The following is a 22,962-nucleotide window of genomic DNA, read 5'->3' as shown; positions in this document are numbered from 1 at the left end:
GATCTTCGGCGCCCTTCGCCATGCCCGCAGCCGGTTCGGGAAACTCCCATCAACGATCTAGCCCACCACTGCAGCGGCGTAACGGGCCAGGTCGGCGTCGAGGCCGTCGCCGTAGTCGTGGAACGAGCGGTAGCGGGGATGCTCGGGCGTGCCCGCGATAGCGCCCGACAGCACGCCGCGGACCGTGGCGGCGGCCCGTTCGGGTGCGGGCAGCAGTCCGCCGGGCAGGTACCGCGTCTGCTCCAGCGGGGTCCACCCGTCCGCGTCCATGGGGCCGTAGCGCCAGCCGCTCTCCTCGTCCCACACAAAGCGCAGCCGGCCGCCGCCGCGGCCGCGGACGATGATGGTGGCGTCCCGGGGATCCATCGGGTCGTTCCAGTGGCCGAGCACGGTGGTGCCGCCTGCTGCGAGCCGCAGGGCGACGGCGTCCACGTAGGGCTCGGGGAGTCTGACCCACTCGGGCGAGTACGGGGTCGGGAGAGGGCCGTTGTCGGTCACGGCGCGGTCCTTATCTAAGCGAAGTACTGCGTAACGGGTTGGAACGGAACCGGAGGCCTCCGGCGGGGCGGTGGGCCCGGCCGGGCGGTCTTCGTTGGTGGAAAGCTACGGGTTCGCCGCGCGGTGTCCGAGTATTGCCGTGTGGCGTGTCGCAGCCGCCGCCGATGCGGCGCCGGCGGGGGCAGCGGTCCGGGTGCGGCACGGGTCGTGCGTGCTCGGACCCACTGGAAAACGACCGCGCGCCCGGATGGTTCCCGGGCACGCGATCCGTCCGCCGAGTCGGCGGACTGCGCTTGTGCGGGGGTTGCGGGGTTGCTGGCGGGGGTCAGACCAGGGTGTCGGTGCGGCCGATGGCGGAGCCGTCCTCTTGTTGCTCATCTCCGCCATCGTCGTCGCCCTCGGTGTCCCCGGTCCGCCCGGTCGCATCGTCGTTCACGAAGCAGAGTCCGGTGACGCTGCGTCCTGCACCCGAGAAGGTGCCGTTGCCGCGGCCGTTGCGCAGTGCGCGGTAGTGGCCGCGGTCGCTCCGCTTGATCCCGATGGTCGCTGCGACCAGCATGCCGAGCAGGACGCTGAAGAATGCCACCAGGAGCAGCACGATTGTCCCGATTGCCAGGGGCATGTGTTTCCCCTCCTCTCGTCACGCGCGAACGCCCGTCCAGCGCTCGCGCGGGTCCCGGATCGCCCCGGGGAGAGGAATGAATCCAGCCGGCGAACCTTTCCAGTCAGTGTCACTCAGACGTCTTTGTCTCCTGTTCCGCCTCATTCGATTCATTCCTACAACTACAACCATGCGCTCTCAGAGATGTTGAGTCAAGGCCGCTGGGTAGAATCATTGGCACCAATTGGTGAACCATGGGAGTCAAGCGATGGAGCCCCGGCACATCGAGATCGCGCAAGATCTCATGGAGGAAATCGACCAGGGCCGGTACGGTCCCGGTGAGGCGCTGCCCACCGAAGACCAGCTCATCGACGCCTACCGCACCTCGCGCAACACCGTGCGGCGGGCCCTCCAGGAACTTTCCAACCGCGGCCGGATCAACACGAAGCAGGGCAGCGGCACCACGGTGCGGGAGTACCGCCCCACCATCCACCTCGCCTCGCCCCTTGAGGGCCAGTCCGACGACGAGCGCTACGAGAACTATCTGGAGCGCATGCGCCGCGAACAGGGCGTCGTGCCGCGCGAGGAACTGACGGTCGGGCGCGAGGCGGCCACGGGCACGCTCGCCAACCTGCTGAACCTCGACCCGTCCGAGGTCAGAGGCTTCGTCGTCATCCGCCGCTGCGACCGCTTTGTCGGCCCGCGGCTGTGGGAGCGCCAGGAGTCCTACTACCCCGATTACATAGCCGAGGGCACCGACCTGGACCGCCCGGCCAACATCCCCGACGGCACCAAGAAGCTGCTGGCCGAACTCGGCTACCCGCAGACCGGTTCGTGGGACGTCGTGGGCTCCAAGATGCCCTCGCTCAAGGAGTCGTCCCGGTTCGCCCTCGGCCCGGGAATCCCGCTGCTCGTCCACGAGCGCGTCGCCTACTGCGGCACGACACCGATCCGGTTCACGCGCACCTACCTGCCGGCGGACCGCCACCAACTGCTCTATGCCGAAGGCGAGATCCCGCCGGAGGTCCTGCGCACGGCCACCGACGTCAACGTCTACGACCGCTGATACCGCGGGCCGGCCGCCCAGCGGGGCAGGCCCGGCACCCGGCAACCGCCCGCACTGTTGACCAGGGGGGAGCCCAGCACCGACCGCTAACCGCACAGCCGCGGGCCGACCCGCATGCACAGCGGCGACCGCGTCCGCAACCGCCGGGGCGCCCCGGCGGTTGCAGACGGGTGCCGGTAAGGGAACAGTGCGGGTAACGGTCCGTCATGGGTTGTTCGTATACGGGTATAGCTTCACGCGATTGCGACCCATTTGGGAGAGGTGTACCTGTGAACGAGGAATCCCCCGTTTTCGACTATCCGGCCAGTCGAGAGACGGTCCGCGGCCTTCCCGGCGCCCACGATTCGTTCGACCGGTTCGTCGTGGACTCCGGCCGGCAACCGAGCAAGGAACTCCAGGTCGAGCGGACGGAGCAGCCCCCGCCGTCCGTCGCGTCCCGGTTAGGGGACTCGGCGGCGCTGGTCAGGCGGGTGGTACGCGCGATCGACGGGCGCACCACCGCACTGGAAACCTCGTACTACCCCGCCGACCTGGCAGTCGGCACCGAGCTGGAGAGCCCATCGGACATAGCGGCCGGGACCATCCACGTACTGGCCGAATCCGGCCACGCGCAGAGCGGCTACCGCGACGAGGTGGCGGCGCACGCCACCACGGCCGAAGAGGCCGCGCTACTCGGTACCGAGACGGGCACGCCCGCGCTGCGCTGCCTGCGCACCGCATGGTCCGACGAGCGGGTGCTGCGGGTGACCGAAACAGTGACGCCGATGGGTGCCGGAATGGTCCTGCGGTTCGAGACCGGCAGCCCCGCGCCCGGGCCGGCCTAACCTGCCCTGCGCCGGCGGGACAGGAAATCGCGCACCACGTAGCCGCCCAGCCGGTCGGTATCGGGGCGGACGACACGGCCGCCGTTGCGGCGGGCGACCTCGTCGACGAAGCGTTCCAGGCGCGGGTCGTCGGCCAGCAGGAACACGTTCAGGTTGGCGCCGCGGCGGGTCATGCGGTCGACCTCGGCCAGGGTCGCCGCGGTGGTGTCGGCCGAGGGCGGCCAGGCGAACGACGCAGACCCGTCGCGCTCCAGGTGCGCGGTGGGCTCGCCGTCGGTAACCACCAGCACGATCGGCTCGAAGTCGGAGTGCCGGTCGAGGTGCCGGCCGGCCAACAGCAGCGCGTGCTGCAGGTTGGTGCCCTGCACGGGCTCCCAGGTGAGCTCGGCCAGGCCGCCGGCCGGGAGTTCGCGCGCGTAGTCGCTGAACCCGATGATCTGGACCGCGTCCTGCGGAAACCGGGTGCTCACCAGCGAGTGCAGCGCCATGGCGGTCTGCTTGGCGCTGCCCCACAGGTCGCGCAGCGCCATCGAGTAGGACAGGTCGACCAGCAGGCACACGGCGGCGGCGTCGCGGCGCTCGGTCTCGGCGACCTCGAAGTCCTCGGGCCCCATCCGGATGGGGCCGCCGGGGCGGGCCCCGCCCCGGCCGATGGCGTTGCGCAGCGTGCGGACCACGTCCAGCGGTTCCTCGTCGCCGAACTCCCAGGGGCGGGTGGCGCCGGTGGGCTCGCCGGACTGCCCGGCGGTGTCGGCGGTGTGCCCGCCGGGACGCGCGGTGCCGGCGGGGTCGGTGAAGACCTCGCGCAGCGCGGTCTCGCCGAGGCGGCGCACGGCCTTGGGGGTCAGCCGCAGCTTGTTGCGGGACCCCTCAAGGTAGCCCTGTTCGCGCAGTTCGCGTTCGACCGCACGCAGCCGGTCGAGGTCGTCGACCGCCCGCCGGCCCAGCGCGCGCCGCACCGCCTCTTCGTCGACGTCGTCGAGCCCGGCTCCCGCATACCCCTGGTTCAGCGCGGTATCGAGCTCGGCGAGGTCGGCCAGCTCCTGCACGGCACTGGTGGCATCGCCCATGCCCAGCCCCTGCTCGCCCTCGACCCGTTCGCCGCTGCTCCAGTCGAGGTCGGGGCGGCGCGCCCGCAGCGCACCGGAGAGCTGGTCGAGGGCCTGGTCCATCCCCGAGCGGGCGTTGGCATCGTCCATCAGCCCTTGCAGCTCGGCGCGCTGGCCGGGGGTGAGCGACTCCATCATCCGCTGCGCGGCGGCCGCGCGCCGCGCCAGGGAGTCGACCAGCTCCTCCAGGTTCCGCGGTCGGGGTTCTTCGGGGAACATGTCGCCGTAGTCGGCCATGAAGCGGTCGAAGTCGGCCTGGGTGTGCTCGCCGCGGTCGTCGGCCGCGAGCATCGCGTTGAGCGCGTCGACCATCTCGCGCACCCGCTGCATGTCCTCGGGCGTGCTGTTGGCCAGCGCCTCCTTCATGCCCTGGAAGTGGGTGTCGAGGACCTCGCGGCGCAGCAGGTCGCGCAGTTCTTCGAAGCTCTGCGCGGCGGCCTGCGAACGCCACTGGTAGTCGGACAGCCTGCGCACCGCGGCAGAGGTATCGCCGGGCAGGGAATCGAGTTCGGCTTCGCGCAGCCGCGCGTCGTCGGAGGGGTCGGGGAACAGTTCGGCGCGTTCCTGGCCCAGCGCGCGGTCCAGCAGCGCGCGCGCCTCTTCCAGCGTGCCGTCGAGGCGCCCGCGCGAGCGGACCTGGTCGCGGCGCCGGCGCACGTCGCGCAGCAGGTCGTCCAGCCCGCGCACGTCCTGGGTGCCGCGGCGCAGCAGATCGCGGAGCGCGCGCAGCGGATCGGACCCGGACATGATGTCGCGGCCGAGTTCGTCGACCGCGGCGCGGATGTCATAGGGCGGAGCGAGCGGGTCGGGCCCGTCGTCGTATTCGCCGTAGCGGAAGCGGTTCACAGGCGGTCTCCCCTCCGGCGGGCGGCCCGCCGGACACGGCCTCGGATCAGATCCGGTAGACGGTGCGGTCGCGCACGGTGTCCTTGGACAGCCGCCGGTTCAGGTACAGCCCTTCAAGAGCGAACTCGACGGCCGCCGCGGCGAAGCCCGGGGTCTCGCCGTGGCCCTCTTCGGGGGAGAGCCGGGCGATGAGGTCGGCCAGACCCGGCAGCGGGCCGGTGCCGCGCAGGAGTTCGGCGCCGCTGACCAGCTCGCCGGACTCGACGGTGCCGCCGTCGGCGAACAGGTCGGTGAGCGCGGTGAGGTCGGCGCCGCCCAGCGTGTTGCGGAAGGTCTCGGCGGTGGCGCGGCGCAGCAGGTGCAGCAGGACCTCGTGTTCGCGGCCTTCCTCGCCGACCTCGAACTCGACCTTGCCCTGCAGGGTCGCCACGATCGGCGGGAGGTCGCAGACCCGGGCCACCGGATGGTCCTCGCCGGTGAGCGCGCCGCGGCGCCGGGCAGAGGCGGCGGCGGTCTCGACCGCGGCGATCGCGAAGCGCGCCGAGACCCCCGAGCGGTCGTCGACCGAGGAGGACTCGCGCACCAGGCGGGTGAACTTGGCCGCGATCTCGACCAGGTGCCGCGGCACGACCACACCCGGCACCGGATCGGCCTCCTGCAGGACCAGCGAGACCTCGTCGTCCAGGGCGAGCGGGTAGTGGGTGCGGACCTCGGCGCCGAAGCGGTCCTTCAGCGGGGTGATGATGCGGCCCCGGTTCGTGTAGTCCTCGGGGTTGGCGCTGGCGACCAGCAGTACATCCAGCGGCAGGCGCAGTGCGTAGCCGCGGATCTGGATGTCGCGTTCTTCCAGCACGTTCAGCAGCGCCACCTGGATGCGCGCGGCGAGGTCGGGAAGCTCGTTCAGGCAGAACACGCCCCGGTTGGAGCGCGGCACCAGCCCGTAGTGCACGGTTTCGGGGTCGCCGAGGCTGCGGCCCTCGGCCAGCTTGATCGGGTCGATATCGCCGATCAGGTCGCCAACGCCGGTGTCGGGTGTGGCGAGTTTCTCGCCGTAGCGGTCGTCGCGGTGCCACCACGACACGGGCAGGTCGTCGCCGGATTCGGCGGCCAGCGCCCGGCAGCGGGAGCACACCGGCTGGTAGGGATGGTCGTTGACCGGGCAGTCGCGGACAACGGGGGTCCACTCGTCCAGCAGCGCGGACACGGTGCGGATGAGCCGGGTCTTGCCCTGGCCCCGTTCGCCCAGCAGCACGAGGTCGTGGCCGGCCAGCAGGGCGCGTTCGACCTGCGGCAGCACGGTTTCGTCGAAGCCCACGATGCCGGGGAAGCGGGATTCGCCGGAGCGCATGCGGGCGAGCAGGTTCTCGCGGACCTCATGCTTGATGGGGCGGTACACATGCCCCGAGGCGCGCAGCGCACCGAGTGTGGCGGGCAGGTGGTCGGGGGCGGTGTGGCCAATGGCAGCGGCAGACACAGGGTCGAGTCTATGCATTGCCGCGGATTGCGCCAGTCGTCCCGCCGCCCGCTCGGCGCAGTGCGGACGGCGCGCCCGGCGCGGCCTGCGTTAAGACGAAATACCGCGGGCTCGCGTCGGGTTTGACGGCGTAGGACTGGGAGTATGGTCCGGTTGTAAGGAGTCGGGTCCGATGAGCGAGGTGGCGGCCAATGGCCAGGTTCGGTGATGCGCTGGCGACGGGAGCCGACCTGGTGAGCGCAGCCGAGCGTGCCGTGCTGGAGGCGATCCGCGCGCTGGACGCCCCGGCCGACCTGTTGTGCTTCTTCGTCTGCGGCGCCGATTCCGACGAGGTCACGCTGGCGGGCGAGCGCGTAATGGCGCTGGCAGGCGGCGCGGTCACCCTCGGGTGCAGCTCCACGGGCGTGGTCGGCGCCGGGCGCGGTGTCGAAGAGCAGGGTGCGGTCAGCGTGTGGGCGGCGCAGTTGCCCTCGGTCACCCTGACCCCGTTCCGGCTCGACGTGATCCCCGAGGGCGACCACCTGGCCGTTGTGGGCATGCACGAGCCCGATGCCGACGACCGCGCGGCCCTGCTGCTGGTCAACCCCTACGAATTCCCGGCCCAGTCGTTCGTGGAGCGCTCCACCGACGCGCTGGGCGGGCTGCCGCTGGTCGGCGGGCTGGCCGACGGCATGCGCGGCCAGGACTCGGTGCGGCTGTTCTGCGACGGCGAGGTCGCCGACTCCGGCGCGGTGGGCCTGCTGCTGGGCGGTGCGGGCGTGGTGGGCACCATGGTCAGCCAGGGCTGCCGACCCATCGGCCCCGCCATGGCGGTCACCAAGGCCGAGGGCAACGTCATCCTGGAGCTTGCCGGCGAGTCCGCCTACGAGCGGCTGGAGTCGCTGGTCAACACGCTTCCGGCCGAAGAGCAGGAGATAGCGGGCGGCGGCCTGCACATCGGCATCGCCATGGACGAGTACGCCGACACCCACGAGCGCGGCGACTTCCTGGTGCGCGCGGTCGTGGGCGCCGACCCCGAAGCCGGCGCACTGACCATCGGCGAGATGATCGACGTCGGCCAGACCGTGCGGTTCCAGATCCGCGACCACGACAGCGCTGCCGCCGACCTGGTCGAGCGGCTCCAGACGTTCCGCGAGGAGACCGCCGGCCGCACCGCTGCGGCGCTGCTGTTCTCTTGCAACGGCCGCGGCGCCTCGATGTTCGCCACCGCCGACCACGACGTGCGGCTGGTGCAGCAGAACCTCGGCATCGAGACCGTGGGCGGGTTTTTCGCCGCCGGCGAGATCGGCCCGGTCGCCGGACGCAACCACGTGCACGGCCTGACGGCCTGCGTGCTCGCCTTCGAGGCCTGAGCCGGCACCTGGGCCGGCCGTGGCGCGGTCAGTCGCGGACGACCACCGTGCCGGCGGCGCGGTCGTGCAGCGTCAGCATGGTCTCGGCATCGCCCAGCGACGACAGGCAGTCGATCAGCGAGAACAGCGAACCCACGCACGGCAGGGACTGCGGCAGTCCGAACAGGGCGGCGCGGCCCGCGGCCTGGCCCTGGCTCAGTCGGCCGCCGTCCTTGCGGACGACGCGGATGCCCACCATGGCCTTGCCCGGCGGCTTTCCGCGCCCGGCGTTGAACAGCCAGTCGTAGAAGAACAGCACCGGGCCCGCGCCGAAGAAGATCATGAACGCCCACGCCTCGAAGTAGGCCTCGGAGATATCGCCTTCCTGCGCGATCTCCGCCACCAGCGAGACCAGCAGGAAGAACATGAACACGCCCATGCCGATCAATATGTAATCGAGCACGCGCGCGGCGAGCCGCCGGCCGAAGGACGCAATGGGGCGGTACTGCTGCTGACCGGGGCCCGGCTGCGGTTGGGCGGGCTGGGCCGGGTAATAGGGCGGGTAAGGCGGGCCTGGCGGCGGACCGTGCCAGGGTTGGGAGGAAGGGATCACCGGGACATAGTGCCATCCCGGCCGCTCGGCGGTCACCTGCGGCGGTTGCGCCCGCCGCGGGACGCGGCGGCGGCCCGGGCACGGGCGCGGTCGGCAGGCACCGCATTCAGGCTGGGAAAACCGGGTCCGAACCAGGCATGGAACCGGCCGGAACCGGAAACGGATCCTGCCCGGAAACAACCCCGGTCCGGCGGACCGGGCGCTCGGCTTGCGGACGGGCGGGCGGCAAACCAGCAGCGCCGCCCACCCGTCCCGCCATCCGATCGCCTACCGAATACATAAAGGGGCGGCGCCGGCCACCCCTTGTTCCGTGAGAATCGGATCTAAGCCACTACTCGGAACCGTAAGGGACGGCGTCGATGATCTCAACGGAGGCGCTGCGGCCGTTCGGCAGTGAGTAGCTGACGGTCTCGCCGATCTTCTTGCCGTTGATCGCGCTGCCCAGCGGCGACTTCGGCGAATAGACGTCGATCGGCGCCCCGCTTTCCTCGCGGGAGGCAAGAAGGAAGGTCACCTCTTCATCGTCGCCTTCGAACTTGATCGTGACGGTCATACCGGGGCCGACAGTGCCCGCCTTCTGCGGAGCGCCGCCCACGCGCGCATTGCGCAGGATGCTCTGGAGCTGGACGATGCGGGCCTCGATCTTGCCCTGCTCCTCCTTGGCGGCGTGGTACCCGCCGTTCTCCTTGAGGTCGCCCTCGTCGCGGGCGGCTTCGATCTTGTCGGCGATCTCGATGCGACCAGTGCCCGACAGGTGCTCCAGCTCCGCATTGAGCCGGTCATACGCCTCCTGGGTCAGCCAGGTGACGTTGTCATCGCGGGTCTCGGTCACGGGAACTCCCTCGGTGCTACTAGTGACTGCGGCCGCTATCGGCCGTAGCTGAACTTACGAGATTATCACCGCTGCATTCGGGTGACCGGGCGATGAACGCCTGGTCCAAGCGGTGCGGAACGAGGATCGGGGGGCGGCCGGGATGCGGTTGTACCCCGGGGCGAGCAGGACGGCTCAGTTACCTTGTGGAACCTTGTTCCCTGCAGGAGCCCACTTCTACCGCCGATGCCTCACGAATCGTGTCAACGGTCGCGGTGACATCGCGGATTCCCGACTCGACCTCGACCTTGGTCTGGCCGACCACCACGTGCCGGCCGTCGAACGCGGTGATCACACACTCGGCGGGCGCATCGCTGTTCACCTGGAAGCTGACGCTCGCCTTTTCCGGGGATTCGATATCCCAGGCCACCACCTGCATTGACACTGCGCCGGAGCCGCCATAGCTCATCAGCGCGTAACCCCACCCGAACGTGAAGACCGCCGCCGCCAGCACCCCGACCACGAAGAAGACGGGTGTGTTGCCCAAGCGGCGCCGCAGCGACGGCGCAACAGGCGCAGGCGCAGCGGATGCGGTGGACGCAACCGCCTCCTCCCCGGTGGTGTCGGGCGAGTCGGCGTCGGGGCGGTCGGGCATACGGGAATCTCCGAACGTGGGGTCTCGTTACCTAAGATAGCCCCGTCCCGGGCCGCCCCTGTTCCACCCCTGCCTCGTATGTTCCGAGGCCGGCGGCGCGGGCCGGATCCTACGGGGCGGACGCCTTTACCCGCCCTACCCGATGTCTCACGCGACTACCCAAGGGGACTGTTCCGTTGTCCGAGCGTTTGCGGCTGATGGCCGTCCATGCACACCCTGATGACGAGTCCAGCAAAGGCGCAGCCACCATGGTGCGCTATGTGAACGAGGGCGCCGAGGTGCTCGTTGTCACGCTGACCGGCGGCGAGGCCGGATCCATCCTGAACCCGGCGATGGACCGCCCCGAAATCCGCGACAACATTGCCGAGGTCCGCCGCAAGGAAATGGCCGAGGCCCGGGAGATTCTCGGCGTCCACCAGGAGTTCAGCGGTTTCGTCGACTCCGGGCTGCCCGAGGGCGACCCGCTGCCGCCGCTGCCCGAGGGGTGCTTCGCGCTCCAGCCGCTGGAGACCGCCTCCGAGCCCCTCGTACGGTCGGTCCGCTCCTTCCGCCCGCACGTGATGATCACCTACGACGAGAAGGGCGGCTACCCCCACCCCGACCACATCATGACCCACAAGGTTTCGGTCGAGGCGTTCGACGCCGCAGGCGACCCCGATCGCTACCCCGGCACCGGTACCCCCTGGCAGCCCAGCAAGCTCTACTACCACGTGTCCTTCCCCCGCGCCCGGTTCGAGCGCGCGGCCGCGCTCCTGGAGGAGCGCGGACTGGACAACCCCTACACCGAAATCCTCGAGCGGGTGCGCGAGTTCCCCCAGTGGGAGATCACCACGCAGGTCAAGTGCGACGAATACTTCGAGACCCGCGATCGCGCGCTGATCGCCCACGCCACCCAGATCGACCCCAACGGGTTCTGGTTCGCGGTGCCGATGGACATCCAGCGCGAGGCCTGGCCCTATGAGGACTACCACCTGGCGCGCTCGCTGGTCGACACCGATGTGCCCGAAGACGACCTCTTCGCAGGCGTCCGCGAAGCAGTGAGAGCATGAATTCATGAACGCCCTGGCAACGCTCGCCTCTGACGGCCCCGCCGCCAGCACCATCACCCCCGGCGTGCTCGGATTCCTCGCCATCGCGGCCATCGGCGGCGCCCTGTACTTCCTGATGAAGTCGATGCGCAACCGGCTGGCCGCGATCCAGGTCGAGCCCGACGGCGGCGATAAACCGGCGCCAGCCACCGGGCTCGATCCCGAGCCCACCGGCGGCCCTGCGGCCCCGCCGGCCGCCTCGTCCTGACGGTCAGCGCCGCTGCCCGGCCCCGGCCGGGCAGCACGGCCGCTCGCGCGGTGGCATCGGGTGCGCCTGCGTGGGCAGAGTGGGGGTATGCCGAACCGTCTCGCCGAAGCGACAAGTCCCTACCTCCTCCAGCACGCCGGCAACCCCGTCGACTGGTACCCCTGGGGTGACGAGGCCTTCGCTGAGGCCCGGCGCCGCGAGGTGCCGGTACTGCTCTCGGTGGGCTACTCCGCCTGCCATTGGTGCCACGTCATGGCCCACGAGTCCTTCGAGGACCCCGCCACCGCGCAGATGATGAACACCGGGTTCGTCAGCGTGAAGGTCGACCGCGAGGAACGCCCCGATGTCGACTCCGTCTACATGGAGGCCACCCAGGCCATGACCGGCCAGGGCGGCTGGCCCATGACCGTGTTCCTTACCCCCGACGGCGCGCCGTTCTACTGCGGCACCTACTTTCCCCGCGACCACTTCCAGCGGCTGCTCATGGGCGTTTCGCGCGCTTGGGAAGAGGAGCGCGAAGGCGTCGTCGAGCAGGGGCAGCGCGTCGTCGAGGCGTTGAGCGGGTCGCGGTCGCTCGGCCGGGGCAACGCTCCCGGCCCCGAGGTGCTCGACGAAGCCGTCGAGTTGCTCTCCCGCGAGCACGACGACACCAACGGCGGTTTCGGCACCGCCCCCAAGTTCCCGCCGTCCATGGTGCTGTCCTTCCTGCTCGCCCAGCACGCGCGCACCGGCGCCCAGCGCAGCCGCGCCATGGCCGAGCACACCGCCGAAGCGATGGCGCGCGGCGGCATCTACGACCAACTCGGCGGCGGGTTCGCCCGCTACTCCGTCGACGTCGGGTGGGTCGTGCCCCACTTCGAGAAGATGCTCTACGACAACGCGCTGCTGCTGCGCGCCTACACCCGGCTCTGGCGCACCACAGGCGACCCGCTGGCGCGCCGCGTGGCCCTGGAGACCGCCGACTGGCTCATCTCGGACCTGCGCACCGCCGAGGGCGGCTTCGCCTCGGCACTGGACGCCGATACCGAGGGCGAGGAAGGGCGCTTCTACGTGTGGACGCCCGCGGAACTGCGCAACGTCCTCGGCGAGGACGACGCCGCCTGGGCCGCTGAGCTGTTCGGCGTCACCGAGGCCGGCAACTTCGAGAACGGCTACTCCGTGCTGCGGCTGCCCGCCGACCCCGGCGACACCGGCCGCTACAACCGGGTCCGCACGGCGCTGCTGGCCGCCCGCGCCAAGCGGGTGCACCCCGACCGCGACGACAAGGTGGTGGCGGCCTGGAACGGGCTGGCGGTCGCGGGCCTGGCCGAGGCCGGCGCCCTGTTCGACCGGCCCGATCTGGTCGCCCACGCCGGCGCGGCGGCCGACCTGATCGCGCGCGTGCACGTGCGCGGCGACCGGCTGGCACGCACCTCGCGCGACGGCACCGCCGGCGCGAGCGCGGGCGTACTGGAGGATTACGCCGACGTTGCCGAAGGCCTGCTGGCGCTGCACGCGGTCACCGGCGAGCCCGAACGGGTCGAGCTGGCCGGCAGGCTGCTCGACACGGTGCTGCAGCACTTCGGCGACGACGAGGGCGGCTTCTACGACACCGCTGACGACAGCGAGTCCCTGTTCAGCCGGCCGCAGGACCCCACCGACGCCTCCACGCCCTCCGGCCGGTTCGCGGCCGCGGGAGCACTGCTGTGCTATGCCGGGCTGACCGGGTCAGCGCGGCACCGCCAGGCCGCCGACGAGGCGCTGTCGCCCGCCGTTCCGCTGGCGGGCAAGGCGCCGCGTGCGGCGGGGTGGGGGCTGACGATCGCGGAGTCGCTGCTGGCCGGACCGCTGGAGATCGCGGTCGTGGGCTCCGCCGACGACCCGGCGACCGCCGAGCTGCACCGCACCGCTCTGCTGAAGGCCCCATTCGGCGCGGCGGTCACCCGCGGCGACGGCAGCGCCGGCGGCGATGCGCCGGTGCCGCTGCTGCGCGACCGGCCGCTGGTCGGCGGGGCCCCGGCGGCCTACGTCTGCGAGGACTTCAGCTGCCGACTGCCGGCGACCACGCCGGAGGCGCTCAGCGAGCAGCTCGCCGCAGCGCGCGGGTGAACGGCCGCCGGAGGCGGCGGGCGCAGCGGGGCGGCAGGGCCGCGTGCGGTCCCGGCCAAGCCCGCGCACCGAAGCGGCCATGCTGAAATGCCCGGATTACCCGGATTTTAATGCTCGGCCGGGCATTTCCGCGTGATCATCGCGCCCGCTCCAAGCGCCGCGCGGTCAGTGCGCCAGATGGGTGGTGGCGGCGATGCGGTCGATCGCGTCGGGGCTGTTGTCGGGTTGGCGGATCTCCAGGTACAGGGTGGTATCGCCGTTGGAGGCGGCCAGCGCCGCCACGGCCACCGCGCCAGGCAGTCCGGGGCAGGCCGGCCACTGGCGGATCTCGCCGGACCAGCTGCGGTCCTCGAAACGGCGCCGCTCGACCGGTCCTTCGCAGGGGGTGCCCGAGACCATGGCGTCCAGGTCGTAGCCGGTGCTGGGCAGCAGGGCGGCGAACACTCCCGACACTGCCGCCTCCGGCCGGTCCCAGTCGTCGATGTCGGTGGCCACCAGCACGCCCGAGGCGCGGCTGGGGTCGACCGCGCTGGGGACGGCGCGGCCGGTGTGGAACTGCACCGCCCACGACTGCGGCACCGCCAGGTGCAGGTTGCCCTCGGCGTAGCGGACCTCGGTGAGAGCGCCGGTGGAAGCCGCCGCGGACCCGGTGCCGCCGGCGAGCAGCACGAGCAGGGTGCCGGCCGCCGCCGCGGCAACGCGCCGCCAGGCCGAGCGGTGGCGCACCCACCAGGGCAGCTCAGTGCGCAGATCGGGGGTCATCCGGATGGCCCGGATCCGGTCGGTGAAGGCCTTGGCGTCGGTCGGCCGGGCGGTGCGGTCCTCCGACAGCGCGGACATGATCAGTTCGTCGAGTGCCCGCGGTATGCCCGGGCGCAGCCGCCGCGGGGGCACCCGCACCGGGTGGGCGGGCGGATGCCGTCCGGTGATCAGCTCGTAGGCGACGGCGCCCAGGGAGTAGACGTCGGCCCGCACGTCCAGGTCGCCGCCGGGACCGCGTTGTTCGGGGGACATGTAGCCGGGGGTGCCGGCCGCCGCAGTGAAGCCTGAGGCGCCGTCGATGCTCTTGGCGAAGCCGAGGTCGGCCACCAGAACCCGTTGGCCCACGGGCGACGATTGCAGGAGTACGTTAGAGGGCTTGATGTCGCGGTGGATGGTGCCGTGGCGGTGGAGGACGGTGACACCTTGGCCGATTTCGGTCAGCAGCCGCAGGGCTTCGTCCAGGGGCAGCGGCCCCTTGGCGATAAGGTCGGCGACGCTGCCTTGGTCGGCGTAGGGCATGACGAAGTACGGCCGCTCGTCTGCGAGCGTGCCGATGTCGTGCACCCGGATCAGCCAGGCCGAGTCGGCTTGGCGGAGGATCCGGGCCTCCTCCATGAAGCGGTGGTGCACGTCGAGCTGGTGCGCCCAGTTCTCAGCCAGGACCTTGACGGCCACGGGGGTGTCAAGTTGGTCGTCATGCGCCAGCCATACTGTCGCGAACGAGCCCGACCCGAGATGCCGAATGACGCGGTATCGGCCGAAAGTGTCCGGTTGTGCCACAGGTAGTGCCTTACCAGTGCCGCGGGTGCCAAACGTTGGGAGGATGCCGTGCGCAGGGTGCGGTGGGGGCCGGGGAGCCCGCGGACGCCCCTACGCGTCCAAGGGGGATGTGAACCTCATAGTGGGGGATGGGCGTGTAACACGTACAGGCGACGATGCGTCTCGCAGGGAGCTGCCAGCCGTGGAAAACAGTGACAAGGGCGCGGAATCCCGCCGATCGGCCGCCAGGAGCGACGATTCCCTGGAACAGCTTGCCCGCCGCGCGCGCGACGGCGACTCCGCGGCGCTGGACGACCTGCTCCGCAGAATCCAGCCCGAGGTGCTGCGCAGGTGCGCGCGCTTTCTGCCCTACCGGCAGGACGCCGAAGAGGCGTGCCAGGACGCTCTGCTGCGCGTAGCCCGAAATATCGGCGGATTCAAGGGCGATTCGCTCTTCACGACGTGGCTATATACGGTGGTCTCGAACTCGGCGCGGCAGACCTACCGGTCGATGAAGCGTCGCTCCGCGGAGCTTCCGACCGAGTCCGACCGCATCCCGCACCAGCGCGACCCCCGCACCACCAGCGTGATCGCCGGCTCCCGGATCGACCTGCTTGAGGCACTCGACCAGCTCGAACGGGACCACCCCAACCTGGTCGCCCCGCTGGTGCTGCGCGACCTCTGCCAGATGGACTACAAGGAGATCGCCGCCGAACTCGGTCTCGCCCTGGGCACAGTGAAATCCCGTATCCACGAGGGACGCAAGCACGTCCGCGCGTCCCTCCAGTGACGGAACCCGGCGATCCGGCTTAGGCTGGACACATTGGCGAGCATCCTCGGGTTGCCGCGCCGGAGTGCGGTGACATGGGCCGGCGCTGCTGCGCCTGCCCCCCGAACGCGGCGAAAGGTAGCGTCCAATGGGGCTCCGTGACCCCCTGTACTGGCTTTACGAGCGCCGGCTGGAGCGTTCGCTCGGCACGTTCGAGATCCCCCGCCACGTGGGCGTCGTGCTGGACGGAAACCGCAGATGGGCCAAGATCAGCGGGCTCGCCAACGTCCAGCAGGGGCACCAGGCCGGGGCCGAGAAAATCTTCGAGCTGCTGGGCTGGTGCGACGAGGTCGGTGTGCAGGTGGTCACCCTGTGGCTGTTGTCGACCGACAACCTCTCGCGTCCGCGCGAGGAACTCGAACCCCTGTTGAAGATCATCGAGGACACGGTCAGCCGGCTGCGCCGCGAGGGCTGGAACGTCAACCCCATGGGCGCGCTGGACCTGCTGCCCGACTCCACCGCGCGCGTGCTCAAAGAGGCGGACACCGCCACATCCGGAAACTCCGGCCTGATTGTGAATGTTGCGGTCGGGTACGGAGGAAGGCGTGAGATCGCTGACGCGGTGCGGTCGCTCCTCGTTGCCGAGGCGGCCAAGGGCACCAGTCTCGAGGAGCTCGCCGAGCGCCTCGACCTGGAGCACATCGCCGAGCATCTCTACACGCGTGGCCAGCCCGACCCGGATCTCCTCATCCGTACCTCGGGCGAGCAGCGACTCTCCGGATTCATGCTCTGGCAGAGCGCACAGGCGGAGTTCTACTTCTGCGAGGTCTTCTGGCCTGCTTTCCGCAAGGTGGACTTCCTCCGTGCGCTGCGTGCTTATGGCGCACGCAACCGGCGCTTCGGCTCCTGAGCCGCCTCCGATCCGCGCCTGTACCACCCCGCAGCCGACTCCGCCGAACCGGCGGAAAAGCCGCGTAACGGGGTGTTCACATGCCGTGCGACCTGGGGGCCTTGCTCTTTCAGTGGAGCCGGGTACCGTCGGATGCAGTGAACGGTGCGCATCCGTTCACTCGGGAGGCCCCGAGCATTTGAGGTCCTGGCCAGTGAAGGAACTCATGGTGATAAGGGCCGGTCCCGGCCCTTTCGGGGCTGGTCCCGGTCCTTGGTATCCCGTGAGTCCAGGGCGCCTTGCCGCGCCCAAAGGGGAGAACGAGTGGCTAGTTCCTCGACCCACCGCCGTGCCGACGACACTCCCGACCCAGCTGACCAGGGGGGAAGGCGGCGGACCTACGTTCTCGACACCAGCGTCCTGCTGGCCGACCCCGCCTCGCTCAGCCGGTTCGCCGAGCACGCGGTGGTGCTGCCGATCGTGGTGATCACCGAGCTGGAGAGTAAGCGACACCACCCTGAACTGGGATATTTCGCCCGCGAAGCCCTGCGCCGACTGGACGGGCTCCGCACGAACAACGGCGGCCTTGACGTCGACATCCCGGTGAACGAAGAAGGCGGGACACTGCGGGTTGAACTCAACCACAGCGATCCGTCGATCCTTCCGGCAGGGTTCCGGCTCGGCGACAACGACACCCGGATCCTGACGGTCGCCCGCAACCTGCAGGCGGAAGGGGGTGATGTCGTCCTCGTCAGCAAGGACCTGCCCATGCGGATCAAGGCCTCCTCGATCGGGCTCACTGCCGACGAATACCGCGCCGAACTCCCGATCGAGCACGGCTGGACCGGCATGGCCGAGCTTGAAGTGCCCGCACACGAGGTCTCGGCACTGTTCGAAGGCGACGGCACCGCCGATATCGAGGCGGCGCGCGACCTTCCCTGCCACACGGGCCTGGTACTGGTCTCCGAGCGCGGCAAGGCCCTCGGCAGGGTGCTCCCCGACAAGTCGGTCAAGGTGGTCAAGGGCGACCGCGATGTCTTCGGCCTGCACGGGCGCAGCGCCGAACAGCGCATCGCACTGGACCTGCTCACCGATCCCGAAGTCGGCATCGTCTCCCTCGGCGGGCGCGCGGGTACCGGCAAGTCCGCCCTCGCGCTGTGCGCCGGGCTCGAAGCCGTCCTGGAACGCGGGCAACACCGCAAGGTCATGGTCTTCCGGCCGCTGTACGCGGTGGGCGGCCAGGAACTCGGCTACCTCCCCGGTACCGAGAACGAGAAAATGTCCCCGTGGTCCCAGGCGGTCCACGACACACTCTCGGCCGTCACCACCCAGGACGTCGTCGACGAGATCGTCGACCGGGGGATGCTGGAGGTCCTGCCGCTCACCCACATCCGCGGGCGTTCGCTGCACGACGCGTTCGTCATCGTCGACGAGGCGCAGTCGCTGGAGCGCGGCGTGCTGCTCACCGTGCTGTCGCGGCTGGGCGAAAACTCGCGCGTGGTGCTTACCCACGACATCGCCCAGAGCGACAACCTGCGGGTGGGCCGCTACGACGGCGTAGTCGCCGTGGTCGAGAAACTCAAGGGCCACCCGCTGTTCTCGCACATCACGCTCAACCGCTCCGAAAGGTCTCCGATCGCCGCACTGGTGACCGAGATGCTCGAGGGCTAAGCCCCGCCGCGGGTGCCGCCCCCGGCCGCCGGCCGGGGGCGGCACCGCCTGTGCGCAGGACCCCGTCGGCCGCGGTCCGCGCTTCGGCGCACCGGGCGGGCGTTCGCAGCGGGTTCCAGAGCGGATTCGTTGTTGACCTGCGCGGTTAATCCGGAATTCGCCACTTTTGCGTGGCGGTGCGATAGAACCCATGGGCGAGCTGCCGTTCCCACCCCGCAGGAGGCCACCCATGCCCGTATCCCCCGACTCCGGAACCCCCGCAAAACCCGCTGGGGCCGCTGCCGCGCCGTCGGCGGGAGCGGCTCCCGCGCGGCGCTCGGTCCTGCGTTACGGCGTGGTGGGGATCGGAGCCGCCGCGCTCGGGGGCCTCCCGGCCGGCCCCGCGCTGGCCCACGGCCGCAACCGGCCGCAGCTGACCCACGGGCTGCAGTTCGGCGACCCCCGCCACGACGGCGCCGTTGTGTGGACCCGCGCCGACCGGGCCGCGCGGATGGTCGTCGAGGTCGCCGACCGCCCCGATTTCCGGGACGCCCGCGTGCTGCGCGGCCCCGAACTCACCCCCGCCCACGACGGCACCGGCCGGGTGCGCATCCGCGGCCTGGACCCGGGCCGGACCGCCTACGTCCGGGTGCACGCCGAATCCGGGCGCGCCTCCAGCGAGGTGCTGGAAGGCTCCTTCCGCACCGCCGGCGGCGACGGGCCCATCCGCTTCGTGTGGGCCGGCGACGTCGCCGGGCAGGGCTGGGGCGTGAACCCCGACATCGGCGGCATGCCGATCTTCACCGCAATGGCCGACCGCGAACCCGACTTCTTCCTGCACAGCGGGGACGTGTGCTACGCCGACGGTCCGCTGGAAGAGCGGGTCGAACTGCCCGACGGGACCGTCTGGCGCAACCTGGTGACCGAGGCCAAGTCCAAGGTGGCCGAGACCCTGGACGAGTTCCGCGGGCAGTACGCCTACAACCTGCTCGACGACTCGCTGCGCGGCTTCTCCGCCCGCGTCCCGCAGATCGTGCAGTGGGACGACCACGAGGTGACCAACAACTGGTACCCGGGCGAGATCCTGGAGGATGACCGCTACCGAGTCCGCAACGTGGATGTGCTGGCCCGCCGCGCGCACCGGGCATTCCACGAGTGGCAGCCGATCATCGCCCGCGAGGCGGTCGACGACCGGATCTACCGCAAGCTCGGCTACGGGCCCGACCTGGACGTCTTCGTCATCGACATGCGCCCCTACCGCGACGCCAACTCGGACGGCACCGACCGGTTCGAGAACATCCTGGGGCGGCGCCAGGCCGCCTGGCTGGTCGAGGAGCTGTCGCGCTCGCGTGCTACCTGGAAGGTGGTCGCCTCCGACATGCCCATCGGGCTGATCGTGCCCGACGGCGACCGGATCGAGGGCGTGGCCAACGGCGCCGAAGGACGGCCGCGCGGGCGCGAGTCGGAGCTGGAGTGGGTGCTGCACGGGCTGCACCGCCGCGGCGTGCGCGATGTCGTGTGGCTGACCGCCGATGTGCACTACACCGCAGCGCACCACTACTCGCCCGAGCGTGCCACGGCCAAGGAGTTCACCCCGTTCTGGGAGTTCGTCTCGGGCCCGCTGCACGCCGGTGCGTTCGGCCCCAACGAGCTCGACCCCACCTTCGGGCCGGAGACGGCATTCGTGCACGCGCCGCCGCGGGCCAACACCTCGCCGCAGGAGGGCTACCAGCACTTCGGCGAGGTCGAGATCGACCCGGCGAGCAAGGACCTCACGGTGACCCTGCGGGACGGCCAGGGCGACGCGCTCTGGGCGAAGACCCTCACGCCCGAGGGCGGCCAGGGCGGGCGCGGCCGGTAACCGGGAGCACACCGGCGCCGGGTGCACCGCGCACCCGGCCCGGCAAGGCCGGGTGCGGCCCCAGGCCCGGTCAGTGCCGGGGCGGTGCGGTTCCGGCGGCCGGTAGTACGACCTCGACCGTCAGGCCGCCCTCGGGGTTGGGGGCGCCCTCGGCCGTACCACGGTGGCTGCGGGCGACGGCGCGGACGAGGGTGAGCCCCAGCCCGTGCCCGGCGCCCTGGGTGCGCCGGGCACGGTGGAACGGCTCGAACAGCCGCTCGGCGAGTTCGGGGCCGATGACCTCGCCGGTGTTGGCCATGGTGATCACGGCCGCGTTGTCCCGCGTGCTCACCGCCAGCCGCGCGGTGCCGCCCGGGTGGTTGTGGCGGATCGCATTGTGCAGCAGGTTCATCAACAGGTGGTGGATCAGGTCCGCATCGCCGTCGACCGCGGCGGGGTGCAGGTCGTTGCTGATGCTGATCCGCCGGTCCGCCGCCTCGTCCTGCACCAGGGCCAGCGCGTCGGCGGCGGCCTCCGCGAGGTCGACCGGCTCGGCCGCGTCGATGCCGTGGTGGGCCCGGGCCAGCATGAGCAGGGACTCCACGGTCGCGCTGCTGCGTTCGTTGATCTCCAGGAGCCTGGCCGTCAGGGTGTCGGCGTCATGGTCCTCCGGGTGGGCGCGGGCGACTTGGAGCATCGTGCGGGCCGTCGCCAGCGGCGTCCGCAGCTCGTGCGCCGCGTTGGCGGCGAAGCGCTCCTGGGCCTGGAAGCTGGAATGCAGCCGGTCGAGCATGGTGTCGATGGTGTCGGCCAGCTCGGTGAACTCGTCGCGGCTGCCGCCGAGGCGGATCCGCTCGTGCAGCGTTGGGCCTGCGATGACGCGGGCGGAACGGGTCATCCGGTGGATGGGGTCCAGGATGCGCCCTGCGATCAACCAGCCCAGGAGGAACGCGATCAGGGTCATCACCAGCAAGGCGGCGGCGGACATCTGCAGCAGTGCGGAGAGGACGTCCTGCTTGCTGCTGATGGGCAGGGCACGGGTGACCTCAACGGTTTCAGCCCGCGCGGCCGCGGCCGGCATGGGGAGCGTCGGCCGAAGAGGCATGTCATAGGCGGGCACGACGCGCATCAGGATGTAGACGATCGCGATCAGCACGGTGCCGAAACCCAGCAGCATGCCGCCGTAGAGCAGGGTGAGCCGGGCCCGGATGGTCAACCGGCTCCGCCGGAGGGTGGCGGCCGCGCTCATGCCGCGGCGGCCAGGTAGTAGCCGACTCCGGTGTCGGTGTGCAGTACGGGCGGAGTGCCGAGTTTGCGGCGCAGGGTCGAGACCGTGATGCGGACGGCATTGGTGAACGGGTCGGCGTTGGCGTCCCAGGCCTTCTCCAGCAGGTACTCCGCGCTGAGCACGGCTCCGTCGGCGCGTACGAGCAACTCCAGGACGGTGAACTCCTTGGGGGTGAGCCGCAGGGGGAGGTCGTCGCGGTGCGCGGTGCGGCGAGCGGGGTCGACCTTGATGTCGCCCCATGTCAGCACCGGCGGGTGCGCGGGTGTGGAGCGCCGCTGCAGGGCGTGCAGGCGGGCCACGAGTTCGGGGAAGTCGAACGGTTTGACGAGGTAATCGTCCGACCCGATCCGCAGGCCCTCGACCCTGTCGGCCAGGCGCTTGGCGGCCGTCAGCATCAGCACCCGGCACTCGGGCCGGTCGGCCACCACGCGCCGGCAGACCTCGTCGCCGTGCACGCCGGGCAGGTCGCGGTCCAGCACCACGACGTCGTAGTCGTTGACCGCGATGCTCTCCAGCGCCAGGTCGCCGTCATGGGCTATGTCCACCGCCATACCTTCGCGGTGCAGCCCGGAACGCAGCGCCTCGGCGAGGTAGACCTCGTCCTCGACCACCAGTACCCGCACGTTTTCGCCCTCCAAGTCTTCGCCGGGGCCGACCGGTCCTCGCCGGGGCCCCGCAGGTATGCCCGCGCGCGCCCGCCTGCGCCGGTCGGCACTCACCGTCCGGGGCCATGATCAACCAACCCGTATATGGCCGGGTTATGGAATCGGGCAGACGTTGACGATAAGTGCCGTCCGGCTTACTGGTTGCGGCGTCCGCAGCCAAACACGGTGGTCGCTGCCGGCGGGACAGCCGCCGGGATGCCAACTCGGAGCAACTCTTTACCGCAGATGGGATTGCCAATGCCTTCCTTCCGCAAGATCGCAACCGTCGTCGCCGGTGTCGCCCTCGCCGTTGGGGCGGGCAGCGCCGCCGCGTCCGCCGACACCGCTGCCGACCCGAAGCCGTCCGAGTATGAGCACTCCGGAGTGCCGTCCGGCAGCGGGGCGCCGATCGAGGAGATCGACCGCGGCGAGCAGGACACCGTCCCGGCCAAGCCGATCGAGGAGGCGCCGACGGAGGAGATCGACCGCGGGGAGCAGGACACCGTCCCGGCCAAGCCGATCGAGGAGGCGCCGACGGAGGAGATCGACCGCGGCGAGCACGACACCGTCCCCGCGAAGCCGGCCGAGTAGCGGTTCCCGGCTCTTGGTGGCAGCCGCCTGTTGAGGCGGCGACCGGCCCACCGACCGGGCGGTCCGCGGCGCACGCAGCAAGCCGGTGCGTGCCGCGGACCGCCCGGTCATGCGGCGTTCCAGGGGCGCTTCCCAGAGCTTTGCCGCAGTGTTCCAGCCGGGGCCGGGCCGGGATGGCAGCGGCCTCCGTCGGGTGTGCGGGCCCGTGCTGGACGCCTTGCGTGGCGGAAAAAGCCGTCCGGAACCGGGGTGGACGCGGTTTCGGGCCTGTGAAAGGCTAACTTTCGTTTGCGGAGGGGGTGCTGATGGACGCGACACCGGCGCGGGAGTGCTGCTCGCTCACCGACTGCCCGTGGTGCAGCCGCACCGACCTCGCGTGCCACTACTGCGAAGGCCGCGGCCGCTGGTCGCCGCAGCGCCCGGTCGCCGACGGCAACGGGATGATCACCTGGGAACGCGTCGGCGAACAGTGCCGCATGTGCGCGGGTACCGGCAAGGAGCACCGGCACCTGCCCCTCGACTGAGCGCCGAGACGATCATCACCGCCGCCGCGCACCG

General features: G+C 70.9%; 22 protein-coding genes. 12 read left to right on the top strand and 10 right to left on the bottom strand.

The window, feature by feature from the left end; genetic code table 11:
- Window positions 1–57 precede the first annotated feature (57 nt).
- On the bottom strand, window positions 58–498 hold the full coding sequence (locus ACYVD5_RS24495; RefSeq protein WP_461003491.1) for a DUF6292 family protein: 441 nt from the start codon (window positions 496–498) through the stop codon (window positions 58–60).
- Window positions 499–823: 325 nt separating this feature from the next.
- Window positions 824–1,120: a hypothetical protein gene (locus ACYVD5_RS24490; RefSeq protein ID WP_461003490.1), complete on the bottom strand. Its 297-nt coding sequence runs from the start codon at window positions 1,118–1,120 to the stop codon at window positions 824–826.
- A gap of 247 nt (window positions 1,121–1,367) precedes the next feature.
- Here ACYVD5_RS24490 and ACYVD5_RS24485 point away from each other — a divergent pair, with 247 nt between their 5' ends.
- Complete coding sequence (locus tag ACYVD5_RS24485; RefSeq protein ID WP_461003489.1) at window positions 1,368–2,165, top strand: GntR family transcriptional regulator; 798 nt, start codon at window positions 1,368–1,370, stop codon at window positions 2,163–2,165.
- Window positions 2,166–2,434: 269 nt separating this feature from the next.
- Window positions 2,435–2,989, top strand: coding sequence for a UTRA domain-containing protein (locus tag ACYVD5_RS24480; RefSeq protein WP_461003488.1), 555 nt, complete (start codon window positions 2,435–2,437; stop codon window positions 2,987–2,989).
- Here the strand turns inward: ACYVD5_RS24480 and ACYVD5_RS24475 are convergent.
- Both ACYVD5_RS24475 and ACYVD5_RS24470 read right to left on the bottom strand, forming a co-directional pair.
- Window positions 2,986–4,944 (bottom strand): vWA domain-containing protein, encoded by a 1,959-nt coding sequence (locus tag ACYVD5_RS24475; RefSeq protein ID WP_461003487.1) that lies wholly within the window; start codon window positions 4,942–4,944, stop codon window positions 2,986–2,988. The genes ACYVD5_RS24480 and ACYVD5_RS24475 overlap by 4 nt on opposite strands.
- 46 nt (window positions 4,945–4,990) lie before the next feature.
- On the bottom strand, window positions 4,991–6,436 hold the full coding sequence (locus ACYVD5_RS24470; RefSeq protein WP_461003486.1) for a sigma 54-interacting transcriptional regulator: 1,446 nt from the start codon (window positions 6,434–6,436) through the stop codon (window positions 4,991–4,993).
- Between the two features lie 173 nt (window positions 6,437–6,609).
- Between ACYVD5_RS24470 and ACYVD5_RS24465 the strand changes: the two genes are divergently transcribed.
- The gene (locus tag ACYVD5_RS24465) at window positions 6,610–7,770 is read left to right on the top strand and encodes an FIST signal transduction protein (protein ID WP_461003485.1); all 1,161 of its coding nucleotides are present in this window, start codon (window positions 6,610–6,612) and stop codon (window positions 7,768–7,770) included.
- A gap of 28 nt (window positions 7,771–7,798) precedes the next feature.
- Here ACYVD5_RS24465 and ACYVD5_RS24460 read toward each other — a convergent pair whose 3' ends face one another.
- The 3 genes from ACYVD5_RS24460 to ACYVD5_RS24450 form a co-directional block, all read right to left on the bottom strand.
- On the bottom strand, window positions 7,799–8,362 hold the full coding sequence (locus ACYVD5_RS24460; protein WP_461003484.1) for an RDD family protein: 564 nt from the start codon (window positions 8,360–8,362) through the stop codon (window positions 7,799–7,801).
- 331 nt (window positions 8,363–8,693) lie between these two features.
- The gene (gene greA, locus ACYVD5_RS24455; RefSeq protein ID WP_461003483.1) at window positions 8,694–9,194 is read right to left on the bottom strand and encodes a transcription elongation factor GreA; all 501 of its coding nucleotides are present in this window, start codon (window positions 9,192–9,194) and stop codon (window positions 8,694–8,696) included.
- A gap of 178 nt (window positions 9,195–9,372) precedes the next feature.
- Entirely contained in the window at window positions 9,373–9,828 is a 456-nt protein-coding gene (locus tag ACYVD5_RS24450) for a DUF4307 domain-containing protein (RefSeq protein WP_461003482.1), read from the bottom strand.
- A 176-nt stretch (window positions 9,829–10,004) separates the two neighbouring features.
- Between ACYVD5_RS24450 and mca the strand changes: the two genes are divergently transcribed.
- The 3 genes from mca (at window position 10,005) to ACYVD5_RS24435 (ending at window position 13,212) form a co-directional block, all read left to right on the top strand.
- The gene (mca, locus tag ACYVD5_RS24445; RefSeq protein ID WP_461003481.1) at window positions 10,005–10,877 is read left to right on the top strand and encodes a mycothiol conjugate amidase Mca; all 873 of its coding nucleotides are present in this window, start codon (window positions 10,005–10,007) and stop codon (window positions 10,875–10,877) included.
- A gap of 4 nt (window positions 10,878–10,881) precedes the next feature.
- Window positions 10,882–11,124, top strand: a complete 243-nt coding sequence (locus ACYVD5_RS24440) for a hypothetical protein (protein ID WP_461003480.1) — start codon at window positions 10,882–10,884, stop codon at window positions 11,122–11,124.
- A gap of 87 nt (window positions 11,125–11,211) precedes the next feature.
- Window positions 11,212–13,212, top strand: a complete 2,001-nt coding sequence (locus ACYVD5_RS24435) for a thioredoxin domain-containing protein (protein WP_461003479.1) — start codon at window positions 11,212–11,214, stop codon at window positions 13,210–13,212.
- Window positions 13,213–13,377: 165 nt separating this feature from the next.
- On the opposite strand, the gene ACYVD5_RS24430 is transcribed toward ACYVD5_RS24435, so the two are convergent.
- On the bottom strand, window positions 13,378–14,754 hold the full coding sequence (locus ACYVD5_RS24430) for a serine/threonine-protein kinase (RefSeq protein ID WP_461003478.1): 1,377 nt from the start codon (window positions 14,752–14,754) through the stop codon (window positions 13,378–13,380).
- Between the two features lie 181 nt (window positions 14,755–14,935).
- On the opposite strand from ACYVD5_RS24430, the gene ACYVD5_RS24425 reads away from it, so the two are divergent.
- The 4 genes from ACYVD5_RS24425 (at window position 14,936) to ACYVD5_RS24410 (ending at window position 19,902) form a co-directional block, all read left to right on the top strand.
- Entirely contained in the window at window positions 14,936–15,523 is a 588-nt protein-coding gene (locus ACYVD5_RS24425) for an RNA polymerase sigma factor (protein ID WP_461003477.1), read from the top strand.
- Window positions 15,524–15,650: 127 nt separating this feature from the next.
- Complete coding sequence (locus ACYVD5_RS24420) at window positions 15,651–16,412, top strand: isoprenyl transferase (RefSeq protein ID WP_461003476.1); 762 nt, start codon at window positions 15,651–15,653, stop codon at window positions 16,410–16,412.
- A gap of 303 nt (window positions 16,413–16,715) precedes the next feature.
- Window positions 16,716–18,062, top strand: coding sequence for a PhoH family protein (locus tag ACYVD5_RS24415; RefSeq protein ID WP_461003475.1), 1,347 nt, complete (start codon window positions 16,716–16,718; stop codon window positions 18,060–18,062).
- A gap of 229 nt (window positions 18,063–18,291) precedes the next feature.
- Window positions 18,292–19,902, top strand: coding sequence for an alkaline phosphatase D family protein (locus ACYVD5_RS24410; protein WP_461003474.1), 1,611 nt, complete (start codon window positions 18,292–18,294; stop codon window positions 19,900–19,902).
- A gap of 70 nt (window positions 19,903–19,972) precedes the next feature.
- Here ACYVD5_RS24410 and ACYVD5_RS24405 read toward each other — a convergent pair whose 3' ends face one another.
- Together ACYVD5_RS24405 and ACYVD5_RS24400 are read right to left on the bottom strand one after the other, a co-directional pair.
- Window positions 19,973–21,097: a sensor histidine kinase gene (locus ACYVD5_RS24405; protein WP_461003473.1), complete on the bottom strand. Its 1,125-nt coding sequence runs from the start codon at window positions 21,095–21,097 to the stop codon at window positions 19,973–19,975.
- 29 nt (window positions 21,098–21,126) lie between these two features.
- Window positions 21,127–21,792 carry a response regulator transcription factor gene (locus ACYVD5_RS24400; protein ID WP_461003496.1) on the bottom strand — a complete coding sequence of 222 codons (666 nt, stop codon included), beginning with the start codon at window positions 21,790–21,792 and terminating at the stop codon, window positions 21,127–21,129.
- A 279-nt stretch (window positions 21,793–22,071) separates the two neighbouring features.
- Here ACYVD5_RS24400 and ACYVD5_RS24395 point away from each other — a divergent pair, with 279 nt between their 5' ends.
- Both ACYVD5_RS24395 and ACYVD5_RS24390 read left to right on the top strand, forming a co-directional pair.
- Window positions 22,072–22,404 (top strand): hypothetical protein, encoded by a 333-nt coding sequence (locus ACYVD5_RS24395; RefSeq protein ID WP_461003472.1) that lies wholly within the window; start codon window positions 22,072–22,074, stop codon window positions 22,402–22,404.
- Between the two features lie 305 nt (window positions 22,405–22,709).
- Window positions 22,710–22,928, top strand: a complete 219-nt coding sequence (locus tag ACYVD5_RS24390; protein ID WP_461003471.1) for a hypothetical protein — start codon at window positions 22,710–22,712, stop codon at window positions 22,926–22,928.
- The last annotated feature ends 34 nt before the right edge of the window (window positions 22,929–22,962 follow it).

This window comes from Streptomonospora sediminis (assembly GCF_054778995.1).
The sequence above is the reverse complement of the archived record's forward strand: the minus strand, read 5'-3'. Positions and strand labels throughout refer to the sequence as shown.